The following is a 17135-nucleotide window of genomic DNA, read 5'->3' as shown; positions in this document are numbered from 1 at the left end:
GATCTTGCGCCTGCGTATCGGCTCACGGGAGGGAGCGTCGATGTCTGCCAAGTTTTCCGGTAACTACTGGCTGATGTGGCTGCGGTGGAATCTTTATCGTCGATACCGCAAGCCCGGTGACCGCAGTACGCACTACAAGGCCGCGGTGCTGCGCATGCGCAAGCTGCTGCGCGAACTGCCGCCCGGCTCGCTCGTGGTCGATTGCGGCGCCAATGTCGGCGTGGTCTCCGAGTTCTTCCTGCGACAGGGCATGAAGGTGATCGCCTTCGAGCCCGATCCGGTCGCGCTGCGCGCGTTCAAGGCGCGCCTGTCTGGCGAAGCGAACCTGCGACTGGAAGAAAAGGCGGTCGGCGCCAGTCCCGGCGTGGCGCCGATATTCCAGAGCGCTGCGCTCGACGGTGCCGGGCTGCAGGCGACGGAGTCCAGCTCGCTGATCCATCGGGACATCCACGGCGCCGCGCCGGCCGGCGAGGTCGAGGTCGTGGATCTGATCGCCTACCTCAAGGCGCTTCCCGAGAAGGTGCGCATCCTCAAGCTCGACGTCGAGGGCTACGAGGCCGACATCGTCGAGGCCATGCTCGACGATGGCATCTACCGCGACATCGACCTGATCCTCGTCGAGACGCACGAGCGCTTCTCGCCGGAACTGGCGGCGCGCCTGGGCAGGATCCGTCAGCGCGTGCGCGAGCAGGGGATCGGCAACATCTGTCTCGACTGGCACTAGGAGGCCGAGCCGTCAGCCGGCGGGCGGGTCGAGGCCCAAGGCGCGGATGTACGCGGCCGCGCTGTTGGCGACGGTGAACGGCGTCGCGGCCTCGCGGATGCGCTCTGCCGGCAGGGGGGTCTCCAGCGCGCGGCTGATCGCGGCGGCAAGTGCGGCCGCGTCGTTGGGCGGGACGATCTCGCCGCAGCGACCGTCCTGCAGGATGTCACGCGCACCGCCACCGACGCAGTCGGCGGCGACCACGGGGACGCCCAGTGCGGCCGCTTCGACCAGCACGTTGGGTGAGCCTTCCCATAGGGAGGACAGTGCGAACACCGAGGCGCGGGCCATGTAGGCGTAGGGATTGGTCTGCCACCCGGGCAGATCGACATCGTCGCCGACCCCCAGTCGCGCGGCCAGGGTCAGCAAGCGCTGGCGCTGGCGCCCGTCGCCGAGGATCAGCAAGCGGCAGGGGCGCCGTGCGCGGACCTGCGCGAATGCCTGCACCAGTACGCCGAAGTTCTTCTGCTTGCGCAGTCCGCCGATGCCGAGGACGACGGGAAGCCCGGCATCGGCGCCCTCGAACCAGCGGTGGGCCGGCGTCTGCCGTGCCTGTTCGAACAGGGTCGGTGTCACGGTCGGATTGGGCAGGACATGCACCTTCGACGGGGGCACCTTCAGGTTCTCGACGAGGTCCGTGCCGATCCCGCGCGACACCGCGATGCAGCCGTCGGCCTGGGCATAGAGCTGGCGCATGGAACGGATTTGCCACCAGCGGCGCAACGGATTGCGTGAACGCGCCAGCAGACGTCCGACCAGGGGATTGCCGACGCGGAAGTACAGCGGCGTCCGCAGCCCGGCCTGCGTGCGGGCGCGCAGCGCGAGCGCGTCGTCGGTGAGCTTGGCCGTGATCATCACGCCGGGCTGATGTTCGCGCAGGAAGTCCACCACGCGGGCCTGCGGGTGCTCGCGGCCGAGCGTGATCAACCGGACCTGCGGCGACAGGGCATCGATGAAGCGCGCACGGACATCCGACATCAACAAATAAACCGTCACGCCGCGTTCGGCGAGGCCGTTGCAGGTGTTGATCACCATGCGTTCGACCCCGCCGTCGCCGAAGTCATGCGCGAGGATGGCCAGGGATTTCATCGTGCTCGTATCCGGGAATCGCACCAGTGGCGGGCGGCGAGGGTAGCGCAAACCGGATATCCGTACCCGGTGTCCGCGCGGCTTTTGGCATCATATGCCGATGCTCCTGTCCAATCGCTACAACTTCCTCTACGTCCACATCGCCAAGACCGGCGGCACCAGCGTGCGCGCGGCGCTCAAGTCGCTGCAGTGGAAGGACCCGTACTATGTCGCGCAGTTCATCTGCTCACGGCTGTCGCACCTCACCGGGCACCGCATCGCCGCCAAGCTGCCGCGGCACGCCAAGATCATCTGCGCGCAGGAGATGCTGCCCCAGGAATTCTTCGACGGACTGTTCAAGTTCGCCTTCGTGCGCAATCCCTGGGACCTGCAGGTGTCGAGCTATCACCACCTCAAGCGCGAGCGCCCGCACCTGCTCGAAGGCCACGAATCCTTCGAGTCCTTCACGCGCTGGAAGCTCGATCCGCAGCGCCCGTACCAGTATCACCTCGACACGGCGATCACGCCGCAGACCGATTATCTGATCGACCTGCACGGCAAGGTGCTGACCAACTACCTCGGTCGCTACGAGAACCTGCACGAGGACTTCGCGCACATCTGCAGGACGATCGGCGTGCCGGTCATCGAATTGCCGCACAAGCGCCAGGCGACCGACCGCAGCAAGGACTACCGCAGCTACTACAGCGACGACCTCGCCGAACTCGTCGGGCGGTATTTCGCCCGCGATGTCGAGGTGCTCGGCTACCGCTTCGATCCGCAGCAAGTCACTACTTCGTAGACATCGCCGGTGATATCATGCGCATATGCGTCTGGTTCTGGACACCGATGTCGTCGTCGCCGCGCTGCGCAGCCCGACCGGGGCGTCGGCGGAACTGCTGAGGCGCGCACGCCGCGGTCGCGTGCGGCTGCTGGCCAGCGTGCCGCTGTTCATTGAGTACGAGGCCAAGTGCGCCGAGCAAAGCCATTTGCGCGCGTCCGGATTGACGGTACGCGAACGTCGCCAGTTCCTTGATGCACTGGCGGCGTTGGTCGAGCCGGTTGTTGTCCATTACCTCTGGCGGCCGCAGTTGCGGGATCCGGCCGACGAAATGGTGCTCGAAGCGGCGGTCAACGGACGCGCTGACGCTCTGGTGAGCTTCAACCACCGCGATTTTGGTGACGTGCCGCAAAGATTCGGGATTTCGCTGTTGCGGCCGTCGGAAACAGTCAGGAGTCTGTCATGAAGGCTGTGTCGACCTACCCATTGCGCTTGCCGCGCTCGCTTCGGGCGGCGGTTGCGCGCGTCGCGCGTGAAGAAGGTACGAGTGTGAACCAGTTTGTCAGCAGCGCCGTAGCCGAGAAGCTGGCGGCGCTGGAGGCTGTCGAGTTTTTCGAGTCCCGCAAGGCGCGCGCGGACTTCGCAGCTTTCGATCGCATCATGAGCCGCAAGGGTGGCGAGAAGCCCCGCGCCGGCGACGAATTGGACCGGAAGTAGAGTCGGCTCATGTGCGGAATCGCGGGTATGGTTCTGCGCGAAGGGACGGTCGACAATGTCGACCTGCAGCGCATGGCGGCGACCCTCACGCACCGCGGGCCCGAGGACACGGGCACCTACGTGTCGGGTCGATTCGGCATCGCGCACACGCGACTGGCGATCATCGACGTCGCCGGCGGCCATCAGCCGCTGTTCGATGCGCAGAAGCGCTACGCACTGGTCTGCAACGGCGAGATCTACAACTACGTCGAACTGCGCGCCGAGCTGGAGGCGCTGGGCGCGCGGCCGCTGACGCATTCGGACTCGGAAGTCGCGCTGCATGGCTACGTGCACTGGGGCCGCGATGCGTTCAGGCGGCTCAACGGCATGTACGCCTGCGCGCTCTACGACCACACGGCCGACGAGCTGTGGCTCGTGCGCGATCGTCTGGGCATCAAGCCGCTGTACATCGCGCGCCTGCCGGACCGCATCCTGTTCGCCTCCGAACTCAAGGCGCTGGTGCCGCTGCTGCCGCAGCGGCAGATTCACGCCGGCGCGCTGGCGCAGTTCTTCCAGAATCAGTTTTCGACGGGCGCCGAGACCGTCATCGCCGGCGTCGAGCGTGTTCCGGCCGGTTGCGCCCTGCGCATCGGTCCCGACCTGTCGATCCAGACGCAGCGCTACTGGAGCGCGCTCGACGTCGCGCCGCGCCACGGTCTGACGCACGACGAGGCGGTGGCCGAGTGGGAACCCCTGTTCGAACGGGTGATGCGCGAGCACATGCGCTCGGATGTGCCCTACGGCGTGTTCCTGTCCGGCGGCGTCGATTCCGCCGTGCTGGTGGGGCAGCTCAGGCGCTACCACGACCGGCCGATCCGCACCTTCTCGATCGGCTGGAGCGATGCGCAGCAACGCGACGAGCTCGACGGCGCCGAGGCGATGGCGCGGCTGTTCGGCACCGAGCACAGTTCGATCCGCCTGGATGCCGGGGCGGTGTTCCGCCGCCTGCCGCGCTCGGTGTGGGCGGCGGACGACCTGATGCGCGACTACGCCTGCCTGCCGACACTGGCCCTGGCCGAGGCGGCCGGACGCGAGCTCAAGGTCGTGTTCAGCGGCGAAGGCGGGGACGAGGCCTTTGCGGGCTACGGACGGTACCGTCCGGATTCCTTTGAGCGGACCTTCAAGGCGCTGCGCTATCCGGGCAGCGGCGGATTCCGCGTGCGTCCGGAACTGGACCCCGGTTGGGTGCGCCGGCTGTTCGTTCCCGAACTCCAGCCGGCACTGGCCGCTTACCGGATGCCGGTCATCCGCGCCTGGCAGGAGACGCCGAAGTCGTGGAGTGATCTGCAGCGTCGCCAGTACGTCGATCTGCAGACCAATCTGCCGGACGATCTACTGGTCAAGGCCGACCGCATGCTGATGGCCCACAGCGTCGAGGGACGCGTGCCGTTCCTCGATCATCGCGTGGTCGAGTTCGGCCTGTCGTTGCCCGATGCCTTGAAGGTGTCACGCAGCGCCGGCAAGCTGTTCATCAAGCGCTGGGCCGAATCCTTCATTCCCGCGACGCATCTCTGGCAGCACAAGCGTGGATTCCACGTCCCGGTCGGCGAATGGCTGCGTGGCGCGTTCGTGCAGTCGCTGGCCGAGCGCTTGGTGAACAGCGCCGCGATCCGGGCGTGGTGCCGGCCGCAGGCCGTTGCCGAGCTGCTCGTCCGGCAGCAGCGGCACGGGGACGTCACGCGCGAAGTCTGGAGCCTGATGCAGTTCGCCATCTGGTATCGCCTGTTCATCGAGGGCGCGACGGCGGTGCCTTCCGCGGAGGAGGATCCCCTGGCATGGATCGCGTAGATCGCGGGCGCATCGCCGTGTTCATGTCCACGTCCGGGCACAGCGGCGTGGACCGGGCGATGCGGCACCTGATCCCGGCGCTCGCCGGTCGTGGGTACAAGGTCGATCTGCTGAAGGTGCGCCGGCACGGCCCCGAGCTCGCCGAGGTGCCGGCCGGCGTGCGGATCATCGACACGGGCGTCCGCACGACTTACCTGGCCTTGTTCGCCCTGATCCGTTACCTGCGCCGCGATCGGCCGGCGGTGCTGCTTTCCGACAAGGACAAGGTCAACCGCACGGCTCTGCTTGCGCGCTGGCTCGCCCGCGCCAGGGGCACGCGGCTGGTGCTCAGCTCCGGCACGACCATCTCGATCGATCTGCAGCACCGCGGCGCGTTCGAGCGCTGGCTGCAGCGGACGTCGATGGGGCGGCTCTACCGCCATGCCGACCAGGTGATCGTCACCTGCGCCGACGTGGCCGACGACATGGCGCGCTACACCGGACTGGCGCGCGAGCACATCCGCCCCGTCGAGAGTCCCGTCGTACCCGCGCAACTGTTCGCCGCGCGACCGCCGCCGCCCGAACATCCGTGGTTCGTGCCGGATGCGCTGCCGGTGATCGTCGGCGTCGGTGAGCTGTCCGCGCGCAAGGACTTCGAGACCTTGATCCGTGCATTTGCGCGACTGCGCGCGCGGCGGACCTGCCGGCTGGTGATCGTCGGTCGCGGCAAACGGCTGGACGCCCTGCGCGCCCTCGCCGACGCGCTGGGCGTGGCCGCGGACGTCGATTTCCCCGGCTTCCGCACCGATGTCTATGCGTTCATGGCGCACGCCGCGGCGTTTGCGATGACCTCACGCTGGGAGGGGCTCGGCTTCGTGCTGATCGAGGCTCTGGCCTGTGGTACGCCGAGCGTCGCCGTCAACTGCCCCAGCGGCCCGCGCGAAATCCTGGGTGACGGTCGTTACGGCCCGCTGGTGCCGGTCGGCGACGACCGCGCGCTGGCCGATGCGCTCGAGCGCGTGCTGGACCACCCCTTGCCGCGCGAAACGCTGCAGCAGGCTGCGCGGCCCTACGAGATCGAGGCGGCCACCGACGCCTATCTGCGTGCCTTCGCGTTGCCGCTCCGTGCAGCCGGGACGCATCCATGAAACGCCTCGCCGTTCTGATCTCCTTCTCCGGCGACGGCGGCGTCGAGCGCATGGTCACGAACCTGTGCGCCGAGTTTGCGAAGCACGTGCAGGTCGATCTGCTGGCGATCAAGGCCGGTGGCGGGCATGCCAGCCGCATTCCGTCCAGCGTCAACGTCATCCACCTCAACGCGCGGCACGCATGGACCAGCGTGCCGGAGATCGAACGCTATCTGCGTGAACGACGCCCGGATGCGCTGCTGGTCGCCAAGGACCGCGCCGGCCGCGCGGCGATCAAGGCGCGGCGCCGTGCCGGCCTGCAGATGCCCCTGTGGATCCGGCTGGGCACCAATCTTTCGGCGGCGCTCGAGCGCAAGGATGCGTTCAGCCGCTGGCTGCGCGTGTTCCCGATGCGGCGCCTGTACCCGCTCGCGTCCGGCGTGATCGCGGTTTCGCAGGGCGTCAAGGAGGACACGCAGCGCGTCACCGGCCTGCCGGCGGAGCGCATCGTCGTGATCCGCAACCCGGTGATCACCCCGCGGCTGGCCGAGCAGGCGGCCGAGCCGGTGCCGCACCCCTGGCTGGCCGACAAGACCGTACCGGTCATCATCGGTATGGGCCGACTCACCCGGCAGAAGGACTTTCCGACGCTGCTGCGCGCCTTCGCCGCGTTGCAGCCGGAACGACCATCGCGGTTGATCATCCTTGGCGAAGGCAGGGACCGTGCGGTTCTCGAAGGACTGGCGCGCGAGCTGGGCGTGGCGGACGAGCTCCACCTCGCCGGCTTTCAGACCAATCCCTACGCCTGGCTGGCGCGCGCGGATCTGTTCGTGTTGTCGTCCGCGTGGGAGGGTTCGCCCAACGCGCTGACCGAGGCGCTGGCGCTGGGAGTGCCGAGCGTGTCGACCGACTGCCCGAGCGGCCCGCGCGAGATTCTCGACGGCGGGCGTTACGGGCCGCTGGTGCCGGTCGGCGATGTCGCGGCGATGACGCAGGCGATGCGGCAGACGCTGCACCAGCCCTTGCCTGCCACCGAACTGCGTGCCGCCGTCGAGGAATACCGTGCCCAGACCAGCGCGCGGCGCTATCTTGATCTGCTGGGGCTGCCGTGATGGCCGGCGCTGTGGGGCAGGACACGGCACCAGAGGTAAGCCCACGCCAGAGCTTCGACCATGATCCTGGACGGAAACCTTCGACCATGAGCGCGCTGCGCAGCCTGCAGATCATCGGCAGCCAGACCATGGGCGGTGCCGAGAACAGTTTCGTGCGCCTCGTGCGCGCACTGACCCGCGCCGGCATGCCCGCGGATGCGGTCACGCGCAGCGGCTCGGACGTCCGCGCCGCACTGGACGGGCATCGCCAGTGTTTCGAAGTGCCGATGCGCAATGCACTGGATCTGTCGAGCGTGCTGCGCATCCGCCGACTGCTGCGCGAAGGTGCGTATCCGGTCGTGCAGACCTGGGCGACGCGCGCGACGTGGCTGACGCGCGCGCCATCCGGTGTCGTCCATGTCGCGCGCCTGGGCGGTTACTACCGGCCGCGCAACTTCCGCCACGCCGACGCCTGGGTCGTCAACACGCGCGGTCTGCGCGACTGGCTCGTCGGTGGCGGCTTTCCCGCGGATCGCGTGCACTGGATCGACAACTTCGTTCCCATCGACGCGCGTCCGCCGCCGATGTCGCGGCGGGACCTCGGTATCCCGGACGATGCGCTGGTCACGGTCGCGCTCGGCCGTCTCGTGCCCAAGAAGGGTTTCCAGGATCTGCTGGCGGCCATGGCCGCATTGCCGCAGCAGATCGCCGGCCGGACACATCATCTGATCCTGATGGGGGAAGGGCGGTCGCGTGCGGCGCTCGAAGCGCAGGCGCGCGATGCCGGATTGCAGGCGCGCGTGCATTTCACCGGCTGGCTCGATACATCGGTCGCGGCGCTGGCGCTGGGTGACCTGATGATCTGTCCGTCGCGCGAGGAGCCCCTGGGCAACGTGATCCTGGAAGCATGGAGCAAGCGACTGCCGGTGCTCAGCACGCGCAGCGCGGGCGGCATGGAACTGATCGAGGAGGGCGTCACCGGCCTGCTCTGTGCCGTCGCGGACCCCGCCGGGTTGGCCGAGCGCTGGCGACGGCTGCTCGAAGAGCCAGGGCTGCGCCTGGAGCTGGCGCAACGCGGCAGCGAGCATTTCGAGAAGCGCTACAGCGAGGCCGCGACCGTCGCGGCCTACCGCGCGCTTTACGGCAAGCTGGTCGGTGATTCCGACAGGGTGCGGGTCCCCAGCACCTCGCGATAGACGGTCAGATTGCCTTCGACCATCGCGTCCATCGAGAACTCGCGCGCGATCAGCGCCGGACCGCCGCGCGCGAGCTGCAGGCGCAGGGCATCGTCACCGAGCACGCGTTCCAGCGCGGCCTGCAGCGCGCCGACGTCGCCGGGCGGCACCAGCAGGCCGTTCTCGCCGTCGCGCACGGCTTCCGGCATGCCACCGGCGCGGCTGGCGATGATCGGCACGCCGGCAGCGGCGGCCTGCAGCAGCGACACGCCCAGTCCCTCCATGTAGGCGGGATGCACGAGCAGGTCCAGGCAGCCCAGCCAGCGCGGCAGGTCGGTGCGGAAGCCGGCGAAGCGCACGTCGTCGGTGAGGCCCAGGCGCGCGGCTTCGGCTTCCAGCGCATCCCGCTGCGGGCCCTGGCCGAAACAGATCAGCAAAGGCCGCCGCCCGGGCGCGAGGCGCGCGAGTGCCTCGAACAGCACGCGATGCCCCTTGCGCTCGATCAGCTGCGCGACCACGCCGGTGACCGGCCGGTTCGCGGGCAGGCCGAATTCGGCGAGGAACTCGGCGCGCGGCGCCGGCGATGTCCACGCCGGCGCATCGACCACGCTGCGCACGACGCGGATGCGCGCCGCATCGACGCCCTCTGCGCGCAGCACTGCGGCGATGCCCTCGGAGATGCAGATCACGCGCGCGTACTGGCGGTATTTCAGGCGCGCCCACCAGCCGGCTTCGGGATTGTCGACACGCCGCGACAGTACCGCCGGTACCCCGGCGAGCCGGGCGGCGAGGCCGCCGAGCACGTCCGCACCGCGGCGCGAGTGCAGGTGGACCAGCTGCGGGCGCTCCCGTTCAATCACACGCTTGAGGCGGAAGATGAACCCCAGATCGACGTCGCCGCCGCAGGCCACTTCAACGACCTTGACTCCGGTGCCGCGGAACTTCGCGCCGATCGCGGCGCCGGGCGGGCACACCAGCACGTTCTCGATTCCACGTAGGGCCAGGCCATCGAGCAGGTAGGCGACCTGCTGCGCCCCGCCGTAGAGGTGCATGCCGGTTTCGACGTGAAGGATCTTCATCGGACGCGACCCAGCAGGTCGGTCACGGCGTCGGCCACGCGCTCCGGAGTGAGTTGTCTCATGCAGGTGAATGCGCCGTTGCAGGTCGGGCGCCGCTTGCAGGGCGCGCAGGGCAAGCCGTCGTAGATCACGCGCAGCGGCGACTCCGCGCCTTGCGTGTAAGGACAGGTCGATCCGAACAGCGCAATGGTTGGCGTGTGCACGGCGATGCCGATGTGCGTGAGGCCGGTGTCGACGCCGACGACTGCACGGGCCTGCGACAGCCATGCGGCCAGATCCGGCAGTGCCGTCTGGCCCGCCAGGTTGAGGCTGCCGGCCGGCATCTGGGCGACGAGTCGCTGCGCGTGCTCGCGATCGGCCGGACCGCCGAAGACCACGCACGGCCCGAGGCCGGTGGTGACCAGGCGCCGTGCCAGCGCGGGCCAGTGCTCGTCGGGCCAATGCTTCTGCGGACGCGTCGTGAACGGGCACAGGGCGAGGAAGCCGGACGCGAGCCGTCGGGCGGCCATCGCTTCTGCGACGCGCGCGGCAGCGGCCGCGGCAACCGGCAGCCGCGGCGCGGCCGCCGGTGCGCCGGTGAGCCGTTCGGCGAGATAGCGGTATTCGGAGGCGATGTCTGCCGGGTCGCCACCCTTGTCGAACTGTTCGTGCAGCAGGAACGCAAGCGGTTCCTTCGAGCGGAAACCGACGCGGCGCGTGCCGCCGGCGAGCCAGGCCAGGACGCGCGACTTGGCCAGGCCCTGCGCGTCGATCACCCAGTCGAAGCGGCGAGCACGCAGTTCGCGGCGCAGCCGCCACAACGCGGCCGGCGACTTCAGCGTGTCCTTGCTGATCGTGATCAGCTCGTCCAGGCGCGGATCGTCGCGCAGCACGCCGGCGAAGCCGGACTGCGCCAGCCAGGCGATGTGTGCGTCCGGAAAGGCACGGCGCAGACCGTCGAGCAGACTGGTGCAGAACACCAGGTCGCCGAGCGCCGACAGGCGCACGATGAGGATGCGGGCGGGAGCGGACGGGGTGACGGGCACGGTCTTCGAGGTTTTTCGAGCGCAAGATGATATGCCGGCCCTATAATTGCCGCTCGTTTCTTTGCGACCCCGGAATTCCGAACATGACGTCCTTTGCCGACCGCGACGGTTACATCTGGTACGACGGCGAACTCAGGCCCTGGCGCGAATGCACGACGCACGTGCTGACCTACACGCTGCACTACGGCGTCGGCTGCTTCGAGGGCGTGCGTGCGTACAGGACGCCCAAGGGCACGGCGATCTTCCGGCTGGAGGACCACACCCGGCGTCTGTTCAACTCCGCGAAGATCATCGGCATGAAGATGCCGTGGACGCCCGAGCAGCTCAACGAGGCGCAGAAGGAAGTCCTGCGCGCGAACAAGCTCGAAGAGGCCTACATCCGGCCGATGGTGTTCTACGGTTCGGAAGGCATGGGCCTGCGCGCCGCCGGCCTGCAGACGCACGTGATCATCGCCGCGTGGACCTGGGGCGCCTATCTGGGTGCCGACAACATGGAGCGCGGCATCCGCATCAAGACCAGCTCGTTCCAGCGCCACTACGTCAATGCCTCGCTGTGCCGTGCCAAGGCCAACGCCAACTATCTCAACTCCTCAATGGCGCTCAACGAAGTGCTGCGCGATGGCTACGACGAAGCGCTGATGCTGGACCCCGAGGGCTATGTCGCCGAAGGCAGCGCGGAGAACATCTTCGTCATCAGCAACGGCGTGATCAGCACGCCGGATGTCACCTCCGCGCTCGACGGCATCACCCGCCGCAGCGTCATGCAGCTGGCCAAGGATTTGGGCTACGAGGTGCGCGAGCGTCGCATCACGCGCGACGAGCTCTACGTCTGCGACGAAGTCTTCTTCACCGGCACCGCCGCCGAAGTCACGCCGATCCGCGAGGTGGACAACCGTCCGGTCGGCGCCGGATCGCGCGGGCCGATCACCGCGCAGCTGCAGAAGGCCTATCTCGACCAGGTCAAGGGCCGCAGCGAGAAATACCCGGAGTGGCTGGCACTGATCTGATGCCCGCGTTGCGCTCCTTTCCGTTTTCGTCATGCCCGCGAAGGCGGGCATCCAGGGTGCGGGCGCGATCGGTCCGGAATCTGGATTCCCGCGTGCGCGGGAATGACGCGGGAGGATCATTGTCGTGACGGCGTCACTTCCCGATTTCACCCGTGCCCGCGTGCTGGTGGTCGGCGACGTGATGCTCGACCGCTACTGGACCGGGCCGACGCAGCGCATCTCGCCGGAGGCGCCGGTGCCGGTCGTGCGCGTGCGCGCCGACGAGACGCGCCCCGGCGGCGCGGCCAACGTCGCGCTCAACATCGCCAGCCTCGGTGCGCAGGTGCGCCTGCTCGGCGTGATCGGCGCCGACGCCGACGGCGAACAGCTGCGGGCGGCGATGGCCGATCGCGGCGTCGAGGCCGACTGGATCGAGTCGCCGCGCCTGCCGACGATCACCAAGCTGCGCGTGATGTCGCGCAACCAGCAGCTGCTGCGCATGGACTTCGAGGAGTCCTTCGCCCAGGCCGGCGCCTTCGATCGCGCGGTGCTGCAGCAGCGCTTCGCCGAGCGGCTGGACGACTGCGATGTCGTCGTGCTGTCCGACTACGGCAAGGGCACGCTGGTCGAAGTCGCTGCGCTGATCGCGCGCGCACGTGAAGCCGGCAAGCCGATGCTGGTCGATCCCAAGGGCAGGGATTACGCGCGCTACGCCGGCGCGACGCTGCTCACCCCCAATGTCGCCGAACTCGAAGCGGTCGCCGGCGTCGCAGCGGACGACGAGGATCTGCTCGCGCGCGCCGAATCGCTGCGCGCCGCGCTCGGCTTGGATGCGCTGCTGCTGACCCGCAGCGAAAAGGGCATGAGCCTGCTGCGCGCGGCGCAGGAGCAGCCGCTGCACCTGCCGGCCGAGGCGCGTGAAGTGTTCGACGTCACCGGTGCCGGCGACACGGTGATCGCCACGCTCGCGGCCTGTCTGGCCGCCGGCATGGAATTGCCGCAGGCCTGTCGCCTCGCCAACGTCGCCGCCGGCATCGTCGTCGGCAAGCTCGGCACCGCGAGCGTGACGCGTGCCGAGCTGGAAGCCGCGCTGCGGCATCCGCAGGACGACATCGGCGTGCTCGATGAAACCGCACTGCTGGCGCATGTGGCGGCAGCGCGCGCGCGTGGCGAGACCATCGTCATGACCAACGGCTGCTTCGACATCCTGCACGTCGGTCACGTGAAATATCTGGAAGCCGCGCGCCGGCTCGGCGACGTGCTGATCGTCGCCGTCAACGACGACGACTCGGTGCGTCGGCTCAAGGGTCCGACGCGTCCGGTCAACGCCTGCGCCGATCGCATGCGCGTGCTCGCGGGCCTGCGCAGCGTGGACTGGGTCGTGCCGTTTTCCGAGGACACGCCGGCACGCCTGATCGGCGCGGTGCTGCCCGACCTGCTGGTCAAGGGCGGCGACTACCGGCCCGAGCAGATCGCCGGCTACGACGCGGTGGTGGCTCACGGCGGACAGGTCGTCGTGCTGGACTTCCACCAGGGCTATTCGACGACCGGCATTCTCTCCCGCGCGAAGCCCTGAGCCTCCTGGGCTTAGGCGCCGGCGCTCCAGCGTGGCGCGCCGGATTCGTGCTCGACGCGCAGCGCGTTCAGCAGGAACGAGATGCCGTGGTACTGGCCGGCGAGCATGATCAGCTCGATGCATTGCGCCGGGTCGAACGCCGCGGCGAGCGCTTCCCACAGCGCGTCATCGACCGTGTGCGTGTCGTACAGCGCCTGCGCAAGCCGCAGAACCAGGCGGTCCGGTCCGCTCCAGCTGCCCGGATCGGCGCCGCTGGCGGTCGCGCGCCACTCGGCCTCGCTCAGGCCCGCCTTCGCGGCGAACGCGGCCACGTGCACCCCCCATTCGTACTCGGCGCCGCACAGCGCGGTCGTGCGCAGGATCATCAGCTCGCGCAGGCGCATCGGGATGCTGCCGCGATCGAGCAGGCCGCCGGCCATCATCCGCTGCAGTACGCGCGGGTTGTGCGCGACGGTGCGGAACAGCTTGAGCGGCGGCGCGCCGCGCATGACGACATCGAACGCAGCCTGGATCTCGGCGGTGTAGGGCGGATCGAGCGGAACGAGACGAGCGGACATCGGGCGGCTCCAGTGCTACGATAATCGAAGCATAGTGCTTCTGAAAACGTAGCGCAACATGACTCTGATCGATCGCCGCGTCCGCGGCTCGCGCAGCGGCCGCCCCGTGATGATGCTGCTGGACCTGCTCGGCCGGCGCTGGACGCTGCGCGTGCTGTGGGAGCTGCGCGGCGAGCCGCTGAACTTCCGTGCGTTGCAGGCGGCCTGCTCGGGCATGTCGCCGTCGGTGCTGAACCAGCGCCTCGCCGAGCTGCGCGAGGCCAGGCTGGTCGAGCCTGCGGACGCCGGCTACGCGCTGACGGTGCGCGGCCGCGAGTTGCTGGCGCTGTTCGAGCCGGTCAGCCGCTGGGCCGAAACCTGGGCGCGCGACCTGCGCGGGTGAGCGGCGGAGCGCGGGGCATGCCGTACACTGCGCGACCGCACGACTGACCGTCCATCCATGGGCCTCGGCGAATTGTTCTCACTCGGCTGCGCGCTGGCCTGGGCGATCGCCGTCATCCTGTTCAAGAAGTCCGGCGAGCATCTGCCGCCGTTCGCGCTCAACCTGGTCAAGAACGCGATGGTGCTGCCGCTGTTCGCGCTCACCGTTCTGATCGTGGACGGCCCGGCGGTTCCGTCGATTCCGGCAGCGCACGTCGGCCTCATCCTGCTGTCCGGGTTCCTGGGCATCGCCGCCGGCGACACGCTGTATTTCCGTGCGCTCAATTCGATCGGCGCGAGCCGCATGGCGGTCGCGCAGGCGCTGTATTCGCCGTCCGTGATCCTGCTGTCCTTCCTGTATCTGGGCGAGCGCCTGGGAGCAGGGCAGTTCGCCGGCGTGGGCCTGGTGCTCGGCGGCATCGTGCTGGTGACCTGGAGCCGTGCCGGCTCCGGGATCGATGGGCGCGCGCTGCGCGCGGGCGTGGCCTGGGCGGTGTTCTCGGTGTTCCTGATGGCGCTGGGCGTGGTCATCGCCAAGCCGATGCTGGAGCAGTACACGTTCCTCTGGGTCGTCAGCCTGCGCGTGGCCGCCGGGCTGGGCGGCATGCTGCTGATCGCCGTGGCGCGTGGCGAACTTGGCGTGCTGTGGCGCGCGTACCGGGGCGTCGCGCACTGGCCGGCGATCGTCGCCGGCGCCTTCGTCGGCACCTATCTGTCGATGATGATGTGGCTGGCCGGCTACAAGTACACGCAGGCTTCGATCGCCGCGGTGCTCAACGAACTCGCGGCGGTGTTCATCCTGCCGCTCGCGGCGGTCTTCCTGAACGAGCCGGTGCGGCCGCGGCAGGTGCTGGGCGTGGCGCTGGCGCTCGGCGGGGTGGTGATGGTCGTCGGGCTTTAGAGGCGGACCGGCGCCGCGGCCAGTGGGCCAATATTCCCATCGGTGGCGTCCGCGATGACGCCTTACGATGCCGGCGGACTGTTGGGAGGAGTAGGTCATGGACGGTGGACGCAAGGCCTGGGATGGCCTGTTCAGGAACGCCTGGGTGTTCGATGGCAGCGGTGCGCCGCCGCAGCGGGCGGACGTGGCGGTCTGCGATGGCCGCATCGCCGCAATCGGGCCGGGTCTCGACCCGGCGCAGGCGCAGCGGGTGATCGACGCCGACGGCCAGTGGTTGATGCCGGGCCTGCTCGACATCCACACGCATTTCGATCTCGAAGTCGAGGTCGAACCGCAGCTGCCGGAGGCGGTGCGCCACGGCACGACGACCGTGGTCGTCGCCAACTGCAGCCTCGGTCTGGCCTATGGCGCGCAGCGCCGCGACGGCGCGGACCCGATCGTCGATTGTTTCGCGCGCGTCGAGAACGTGCCCAAGCACGTGCTGCGCAAGGTCGCCGACCGCGTGGACTGGCAGGATTCGGCGGATTACCTCGAACACTTCGACCGCCTCCCGCTGGGGCCCAACGTCGTGCCGATGATCCCGCACTCGATGCTGCGCATCGAGGTCATGGGCCTGAAGGACTCGGTCAGCCGCGATCCGACCGAGGACGAACTGGCGCGCATGGAGGCGCTGGTCGAGAAGGGCATGCGCGAGGGCTATGTCGGTTTCTCGACCGACGCGCTGCCGTTCCATTACCTGGCGAACGCGCCGAACACGCACAAGCAGATCCCGACGCAGTTCGCGTCCTTCGCGGAGCTCAAGCGCCTGACTGCGGTGGTGCGCCGCTGGGGTCGCGTCTGGCAGGCGACGCCGCCCAAGGACGACAAGCTCGCCGTGTTCCGCAATTTCCTGCTGACCTCCGGGCGCCTGTACGGTCGCCCGCTCAAGACCACCGCGGTCGCGGCGATCGACGTCACCACCAACCGTTCGATCGTGCGTCTGGGACTGATCCTGTCGCGCCTGCTGAACTCCCGGCTGCTGCGCGGCGTGTTCCGTTTCCAGGCGCTGTCGGCGCCGTTCAAGGTGTGGAGCGACGGGGTGGTCACGCCGATCGCCGAGGAAGTGCCGGTGCTGCGCCGGCTCAACGAGTGCGAACTCGAGGACCGCGCCGGCCGCGCCGCGATCATGGCCGATCCGGCTTGGCAGGCCGAGTTCCGGCGCATGTGGATGCGCGGCAAGCAGGGTTTCAGTCTCGCCCGGCTCAAGCGCTGGCTGCGCATGGACGACAACGTGCTGACGCGCGATCTGCGCGACATGACCATCGACCGCTGCCCGGTGCCGGACTGGAGCGGCGAGACGATGCAGGCGGTCTACGAGCGCCTGCAGCGCTGGCAGCAGGACGCACAGGGCGCACGCAGCAGCGCCGAGGCCGAGGCTTTCGCCAGTTTCCCCGCGCCGGTGGGCGACGACTGCGCCTTCTTCCTGCACCTGCTGCGCCGCTACGACACGGAGCTGCGCTGGTGGACGGTGACCGCCAACCGCGATCCGGAAACGATCCGCAGGCTGCTGTTCCATCCGCTGCTGCTGCCCGGCTTCAACGACAGTGGCGCGCACCTGACCAACATGGCCTTCTACGACGGCAACCTGCGCACGCTCCGGATCGCGCAGCAGGACGGCCTGGAACGCGTCGCGCAGGCCGTGCGTCGGCTGACGCAGGAGCCGGCCGAGTTCTTCGGCCTGGACGTCGGCACGGTGGCGGTCGGTGCGCGCGCGGACCTGGTCGTCGTCGATCCCGAGGCGCTGCGCCGCTACGATCCGGACGCGAGCGTCGAGTACGTCTATCGCGACGCGTTTGCGCATCACCAGCTCGTCAACCGGCCGCAGGGCGTCGTGCGCCAGGTGATGATCGGCGGGCATCTGGCCTGGCACGAGGGCCGATACACGGACGCCTTCGGGCGCGAGCGCATGGGTCGCGTGCTGCGCGAGCGGCACCACGTCGTGAATGCGGGGTTGACTGCCGCCGTCTGATCGGCGTGTGACGACCCGGCTCCGTTCAGGCTGACTTCCGGCACGTTCGTCGCGGGCC

17 protein-coding genes are annotated in these 17135 nt (G+C 69.0%); 13 read left to right on the top strand and 4 right to left on the bottom strand.

Going from position 1 to position 17135, the window contains the following annotated elements; genetic code table 11:
* Positions 1-40: 40 nt before the first annotated feature.
* Complete coding sequence (locus AAG565_RS00780; RefSeq protein WP_348817626.1) at positions 41-724, top strand: FkbM family methyltransferase; 684 nt, start codon at positions 41-43, stop codon at positions 722-724.
* 12 nt (positions 725-736) lie between these two features.
* Here the strand turns inward: AAG565_RS00780 and AAG565_RS00775 are convergent, their stop codons facing one another.
* Positions 737-1852: a glycosyltransferase gene (locus AAG565_RS00775; RefSeq protein WP_348817625.1), complete on the bottom strand. Its 1116-nt coding sequence runs from the start codon at positions 1850-1852 to the stop codon at positions 737-739.
* 100 nt (positions 1853-1952) lie between these two features.
* Between AAG565_RS00775 and AAG565_RS00770 the strand changes: the two genes are divergently transcribed.
* From AAG565_RS00770 to AAG565_RS00740, 7 genes are all read left to right on the top strand, one after another.
* Entirely contained in the window at positions 1953-2630 is a 678-nt protein-coding gene (locus tag AAG565_RS00770) for a sulfotransferase family 2 domain-containing protein (protein WP_348817624.1), read from the top strand.
* A 25-nt stretch (positions 2631-2655) separates the two neighbouring features.
* On the top strand, positions 2656-3075 hold the full coding sequence (locus AAG565_RS00765) for a putative toxin-antitoxin system toxin component, PIN family (RefSeq protein WP_348817623.1): 420 nt from the start codon (positions 2656-2658) through the stop codon (positions 3073-3075).
* The gene (locus AAG565_RS00760; RefSeq protein WP_348817622.1) at positions 3072-3326 is read left to right on the top strand and encodes a toxin-antitoxin system HicB family antitoxin; all 255 of its coding nucleotides are present in this window, start codon (positions 3072-3074) and stop codon (positions 3324-3326) included. Before AAG565_RS00765 ends, AAG565_RS00760 begins: the two co-directional genes overlap by 4 nt.
* Positions 3327-3335: 9 nt before the next feature.
* Positions 3336-5153 (top strand): asparagine synthase (glutamine-hydrolyzing), encoded by a 1818-nt coding sequence (gene asnB, locus AAG565_RS00755; protein ID WP_348817621.1) that lies wholly within the window; start codon positions 3336-3338, stop codon positions 5151-5153.
* Positions 5141-6280, top strand: a complete 1140-nt coding sequence (locus AAG565_RS00750) for a glycosyltransferase (protein ID WP_348817619.1) — start codon at positions 5141-5143, stop codon at positions 6278-6280. Before asnB ends, AAG565_RS00750 begins: the two co-directional genes overlap by 13 nt.
* Complete coding sequence (locus AAG565_RS00745) at positions 6277-7371, top strand: glycosyltransferase (RefSeq protein ID WP_348817618.1); 1095 nt, start codon at positions 6277-6279, stop codon at positions 7369-7371. Before AAG565_RS00750 ends, AAG565_RS00745 begins: the two co-directional genes overlap by 4 nt.
* An 86-nt stretch (positions 7372-7457) precedes the next feature.
* The gene (locus AAG565_RS00740; protein WP_348817617.1) at positions 7458-8546 is read left to right on the top strand and encodes a glycosyltransferase; all 1089 of its coding nucleotides are present in this window, start codon (positions 7458-7460) and stop codon (positions 8544-8546) included.
* Here the strand turns inward: AAG565_RS00740 and AAG565_RS00735 are convergent.
* A complete protein-coding gene (locus AAG565_RS00735) occupies positions 8489-9604 on the bottom strand; it encodes a glycosyltransferase (protein ID WP_348817616.1) in 1116 nt (371 codons plus the stop codon). The two genes, AAG565_RS00740 and AAG565_RS00735, sit on opposite strands and share 58 nt — an antisense overlap.
* On the bottom strand, positions 9601-10629 hold the full coding sequence (gene waaF, locus AAG565_RS00730; protein ID WP_348817615.1) for a lipopolysaccharide heptosyltransferase II: 1029 nt from the start codon (positions 10627-10629) through the stop codon (positions 9601-9603). Before waaF ends, AAG565_RS00735 begins: the two co-directional genes overlap by 4 nt.
* A gap of 83 nt (positions 10630-10712) precedes the next feature.
* Here waaF and AAG565_RS00725 point away from each other — a divergent pair, with 83 nt between their 5' ends.
* Together AAG565_RS00725 and hldE are read left to right on the top strand one after the other, a co-directional pair.
* Positions 10713-11636, top strand: coding sequence for a branched-chain amino acid transaminase (locus AAG565_RS00725; RefSeq protein WP_348817614.1), 924 nt, complete (start codon positions 10713-10715; stop codon positions 11634-11636).
* Between the two features lie 124 nt (positions 11637-11760).
* Positions 11761-13191 carry a bifunctional D-glycero-beta-D-manno-heptose-7-phosphate kinase/D-glycero-beta-D-manno-heptose 1-phosphate adenylyltransferase HldE gene (gene hldE / locus AAG565_RS00720; protein WP_348817613.1) on the top strand — a complete coding sequence of 477 codons (1431 nt, stop codon included), beginning with the start codon at positions 11761-11763 and terminating at the stop codon, positions 13189-13191.
* Positions 13192-13202: 11 nt separating this feature from the next.
* On the opposite strand, the gene AAG565_RS00715 is transcribed toward hldE, so the two are convergent.
* Positions 13203-13748, bottom strand: coding sequence for a carboxymuconolactone decarboxylase family protein (locus AAG565_RS00715; protein WP_348817612.1), 546 nt, complete (start codon positions 13746-13748; stop codon positions 13203-13205).
* Positions 13749-13806: 58 nt separating this feature from the next.
* Here AAG565_RS00715 and AAG565_RS00710 point away from each other — a divergent pair, with 58 nt between their 5' ends.
* The 3 genes from AAG565_RS00710 to AAG565_RS00700 all read left to right on the top strand — a co-directional run bounded on the left by AAG565_RS00710 (position 13807) and on the right by AAG565_RS00700 (position 17077).
* Positions 13807-14130 carry a helix-turn-helix domain-containing protein gene (locus AAG565_RS00710; protein ID WP_348817611.1) on the top strand — a complete coding sequence of 108 codons (324 nt, stop codon included), beginning with the start codon at positions 13807-13809 and terminating at the stop codon, positions 14128-14130.
* A 57-nt stretch (positions 14131-14187) separates the two neighbouring features.
* Positions 14188-15069 (top strand): DMT family transporter, encoded by an 882-nt coding sequence (locus AAG565_RS00705; RefSeq protein WP_348817610.1) that lies wholly within the window; start codon positions 14188-14190, stop codon positions 15067-15069.
* A 97-nt stretch (positions 15070-15166) separates the two neighbouring features.
* Positions 15167-17077, top strand: coding sequence for an amidohydrolase family protein (locus AAG565_RS00700; protein ID WP_348817609.1), 1911 nt, complete (start codon positions 15167-15169; stop codon positions 17075-17077).
* The last annotated feature ends 58 nt before the right edge of the window (positions 17078-17135 follow it).

Origin of the sequence: Fontimonas sp. SYSU GA230001 (assembly GCF_040066175.1) — a bacterium.
In the GTDB taxonomy this organism is placed as follows: domain Bacteria; phylum Pseudomonadota; class Gammaproteobacteria; order Nevskiales; family Nevskiaceae; genus Solimonas.
Note: the sequence above shows the minus strand (reverse complement) of the source record. Positions and strands in the feature narration are given on the sequence as shown.

Coding starts and splice junctions, on each gene's coding strand:
- asnB (WP_348817621.1), top strand. CDS start 3,336: ATGTGCGGAATCGCGGGTATGGTTCTGCGCGAAGGGACGGTCGACAAT.
- AAG565_RS00740 (WP_348817617.1), top strand. CDS start 7,458: ATGAGCGCGCTGCGCAGCCTGCAGATCATCGGCAGCCAGACCATGGGC.
- AAG565_RS00770 (WP_348817624.1), top strand. CDS start 1,953: ATGCTCCTGTCCAATCGCTACAACTTCCTCTACGTCCACATCGCCAAG.
- AAG565_RS00705 (WP_348817610.1), top strand. CDS start 14,188: ATGGGCCTCGGCGAATTGTTCTCACTCGGCTGCGCGCTGGCCTGGGCG.
- AAG565_RS00735 (WP_348817616.1), bottom strand. CDS start 9,604: ATGAAGATCCTTCACGTCGAAACCGGCATGCACCTCTACGGCGGGGCG.
- AAG565_RS00715 (WP_348817612.1), bottom strand. CDS start 13,748: ATGTCCGCTCGTCTCGTTCCGCTCGATCCGCCCTACACCGCCGAGATC.
- AAG565_RS00725 (WP_348817614.1), top strand. CDS start 10,713: ATGACGTCCTTTGCCGACCGCGACGGTTACATCTGGTACGACGGCGAA.
- AAG565_RS00700 (WP_348817609.1), top strand. CDS start 15,167: ATGGACGGTGGACGCAAGGCCTGGGATGGCCTGTTCAGGAACGCCTGG.
- AAG565_RS00710 (WP_348817611.1), top strand. CDS start 13,807: ATGACTCTGATCGATCGCCGCGTCCGCGGCTCGCGCAGCGGCCGCCCC.
- AAG565_RS00775 (WP_348817625.1), bottom strand. CDS start 1,852: ATGAAATCCCTGGCCATCCTCGCGCATGACTTCGGCGACGGCGGGGTC.
- AAG565_RS00765 (WP_348817623.1), top strand. CDS start 2,656: ATGCGTCTGGTTCTGGACACCGATGTCGTCGTCGCCGCGCTGCGCAGC.
- AAG565_RS00745 (WP_348817618.1), top strand. CDS start 6,277: ATGAAACGCCTCGCCGTTCTGATCTCCTTCTCCGGCGACGGCGGCGTC.
- AAG565_RS00750 (WP_348817619.1), top strand. CDS start 5,141: ATGGATCGCGTAGATCGCGGGCGCATCGCCGTGTTCATGTCCACGTCC.
- AAG565_RS00760 (WP_348817622.1), top strand. CDS start 3,072: ATGAAGGCTGTGTCGACCTACCCATTGCGCTTGCCGCGCTCGCTTCGG.
- AAG565_RS00780 (WP_348817626.1), top strand. CDS start 41: ATGTCTGCCAAGTTTTCCGGTAACTACTGGCTGATGTGGCTGCGGTGG.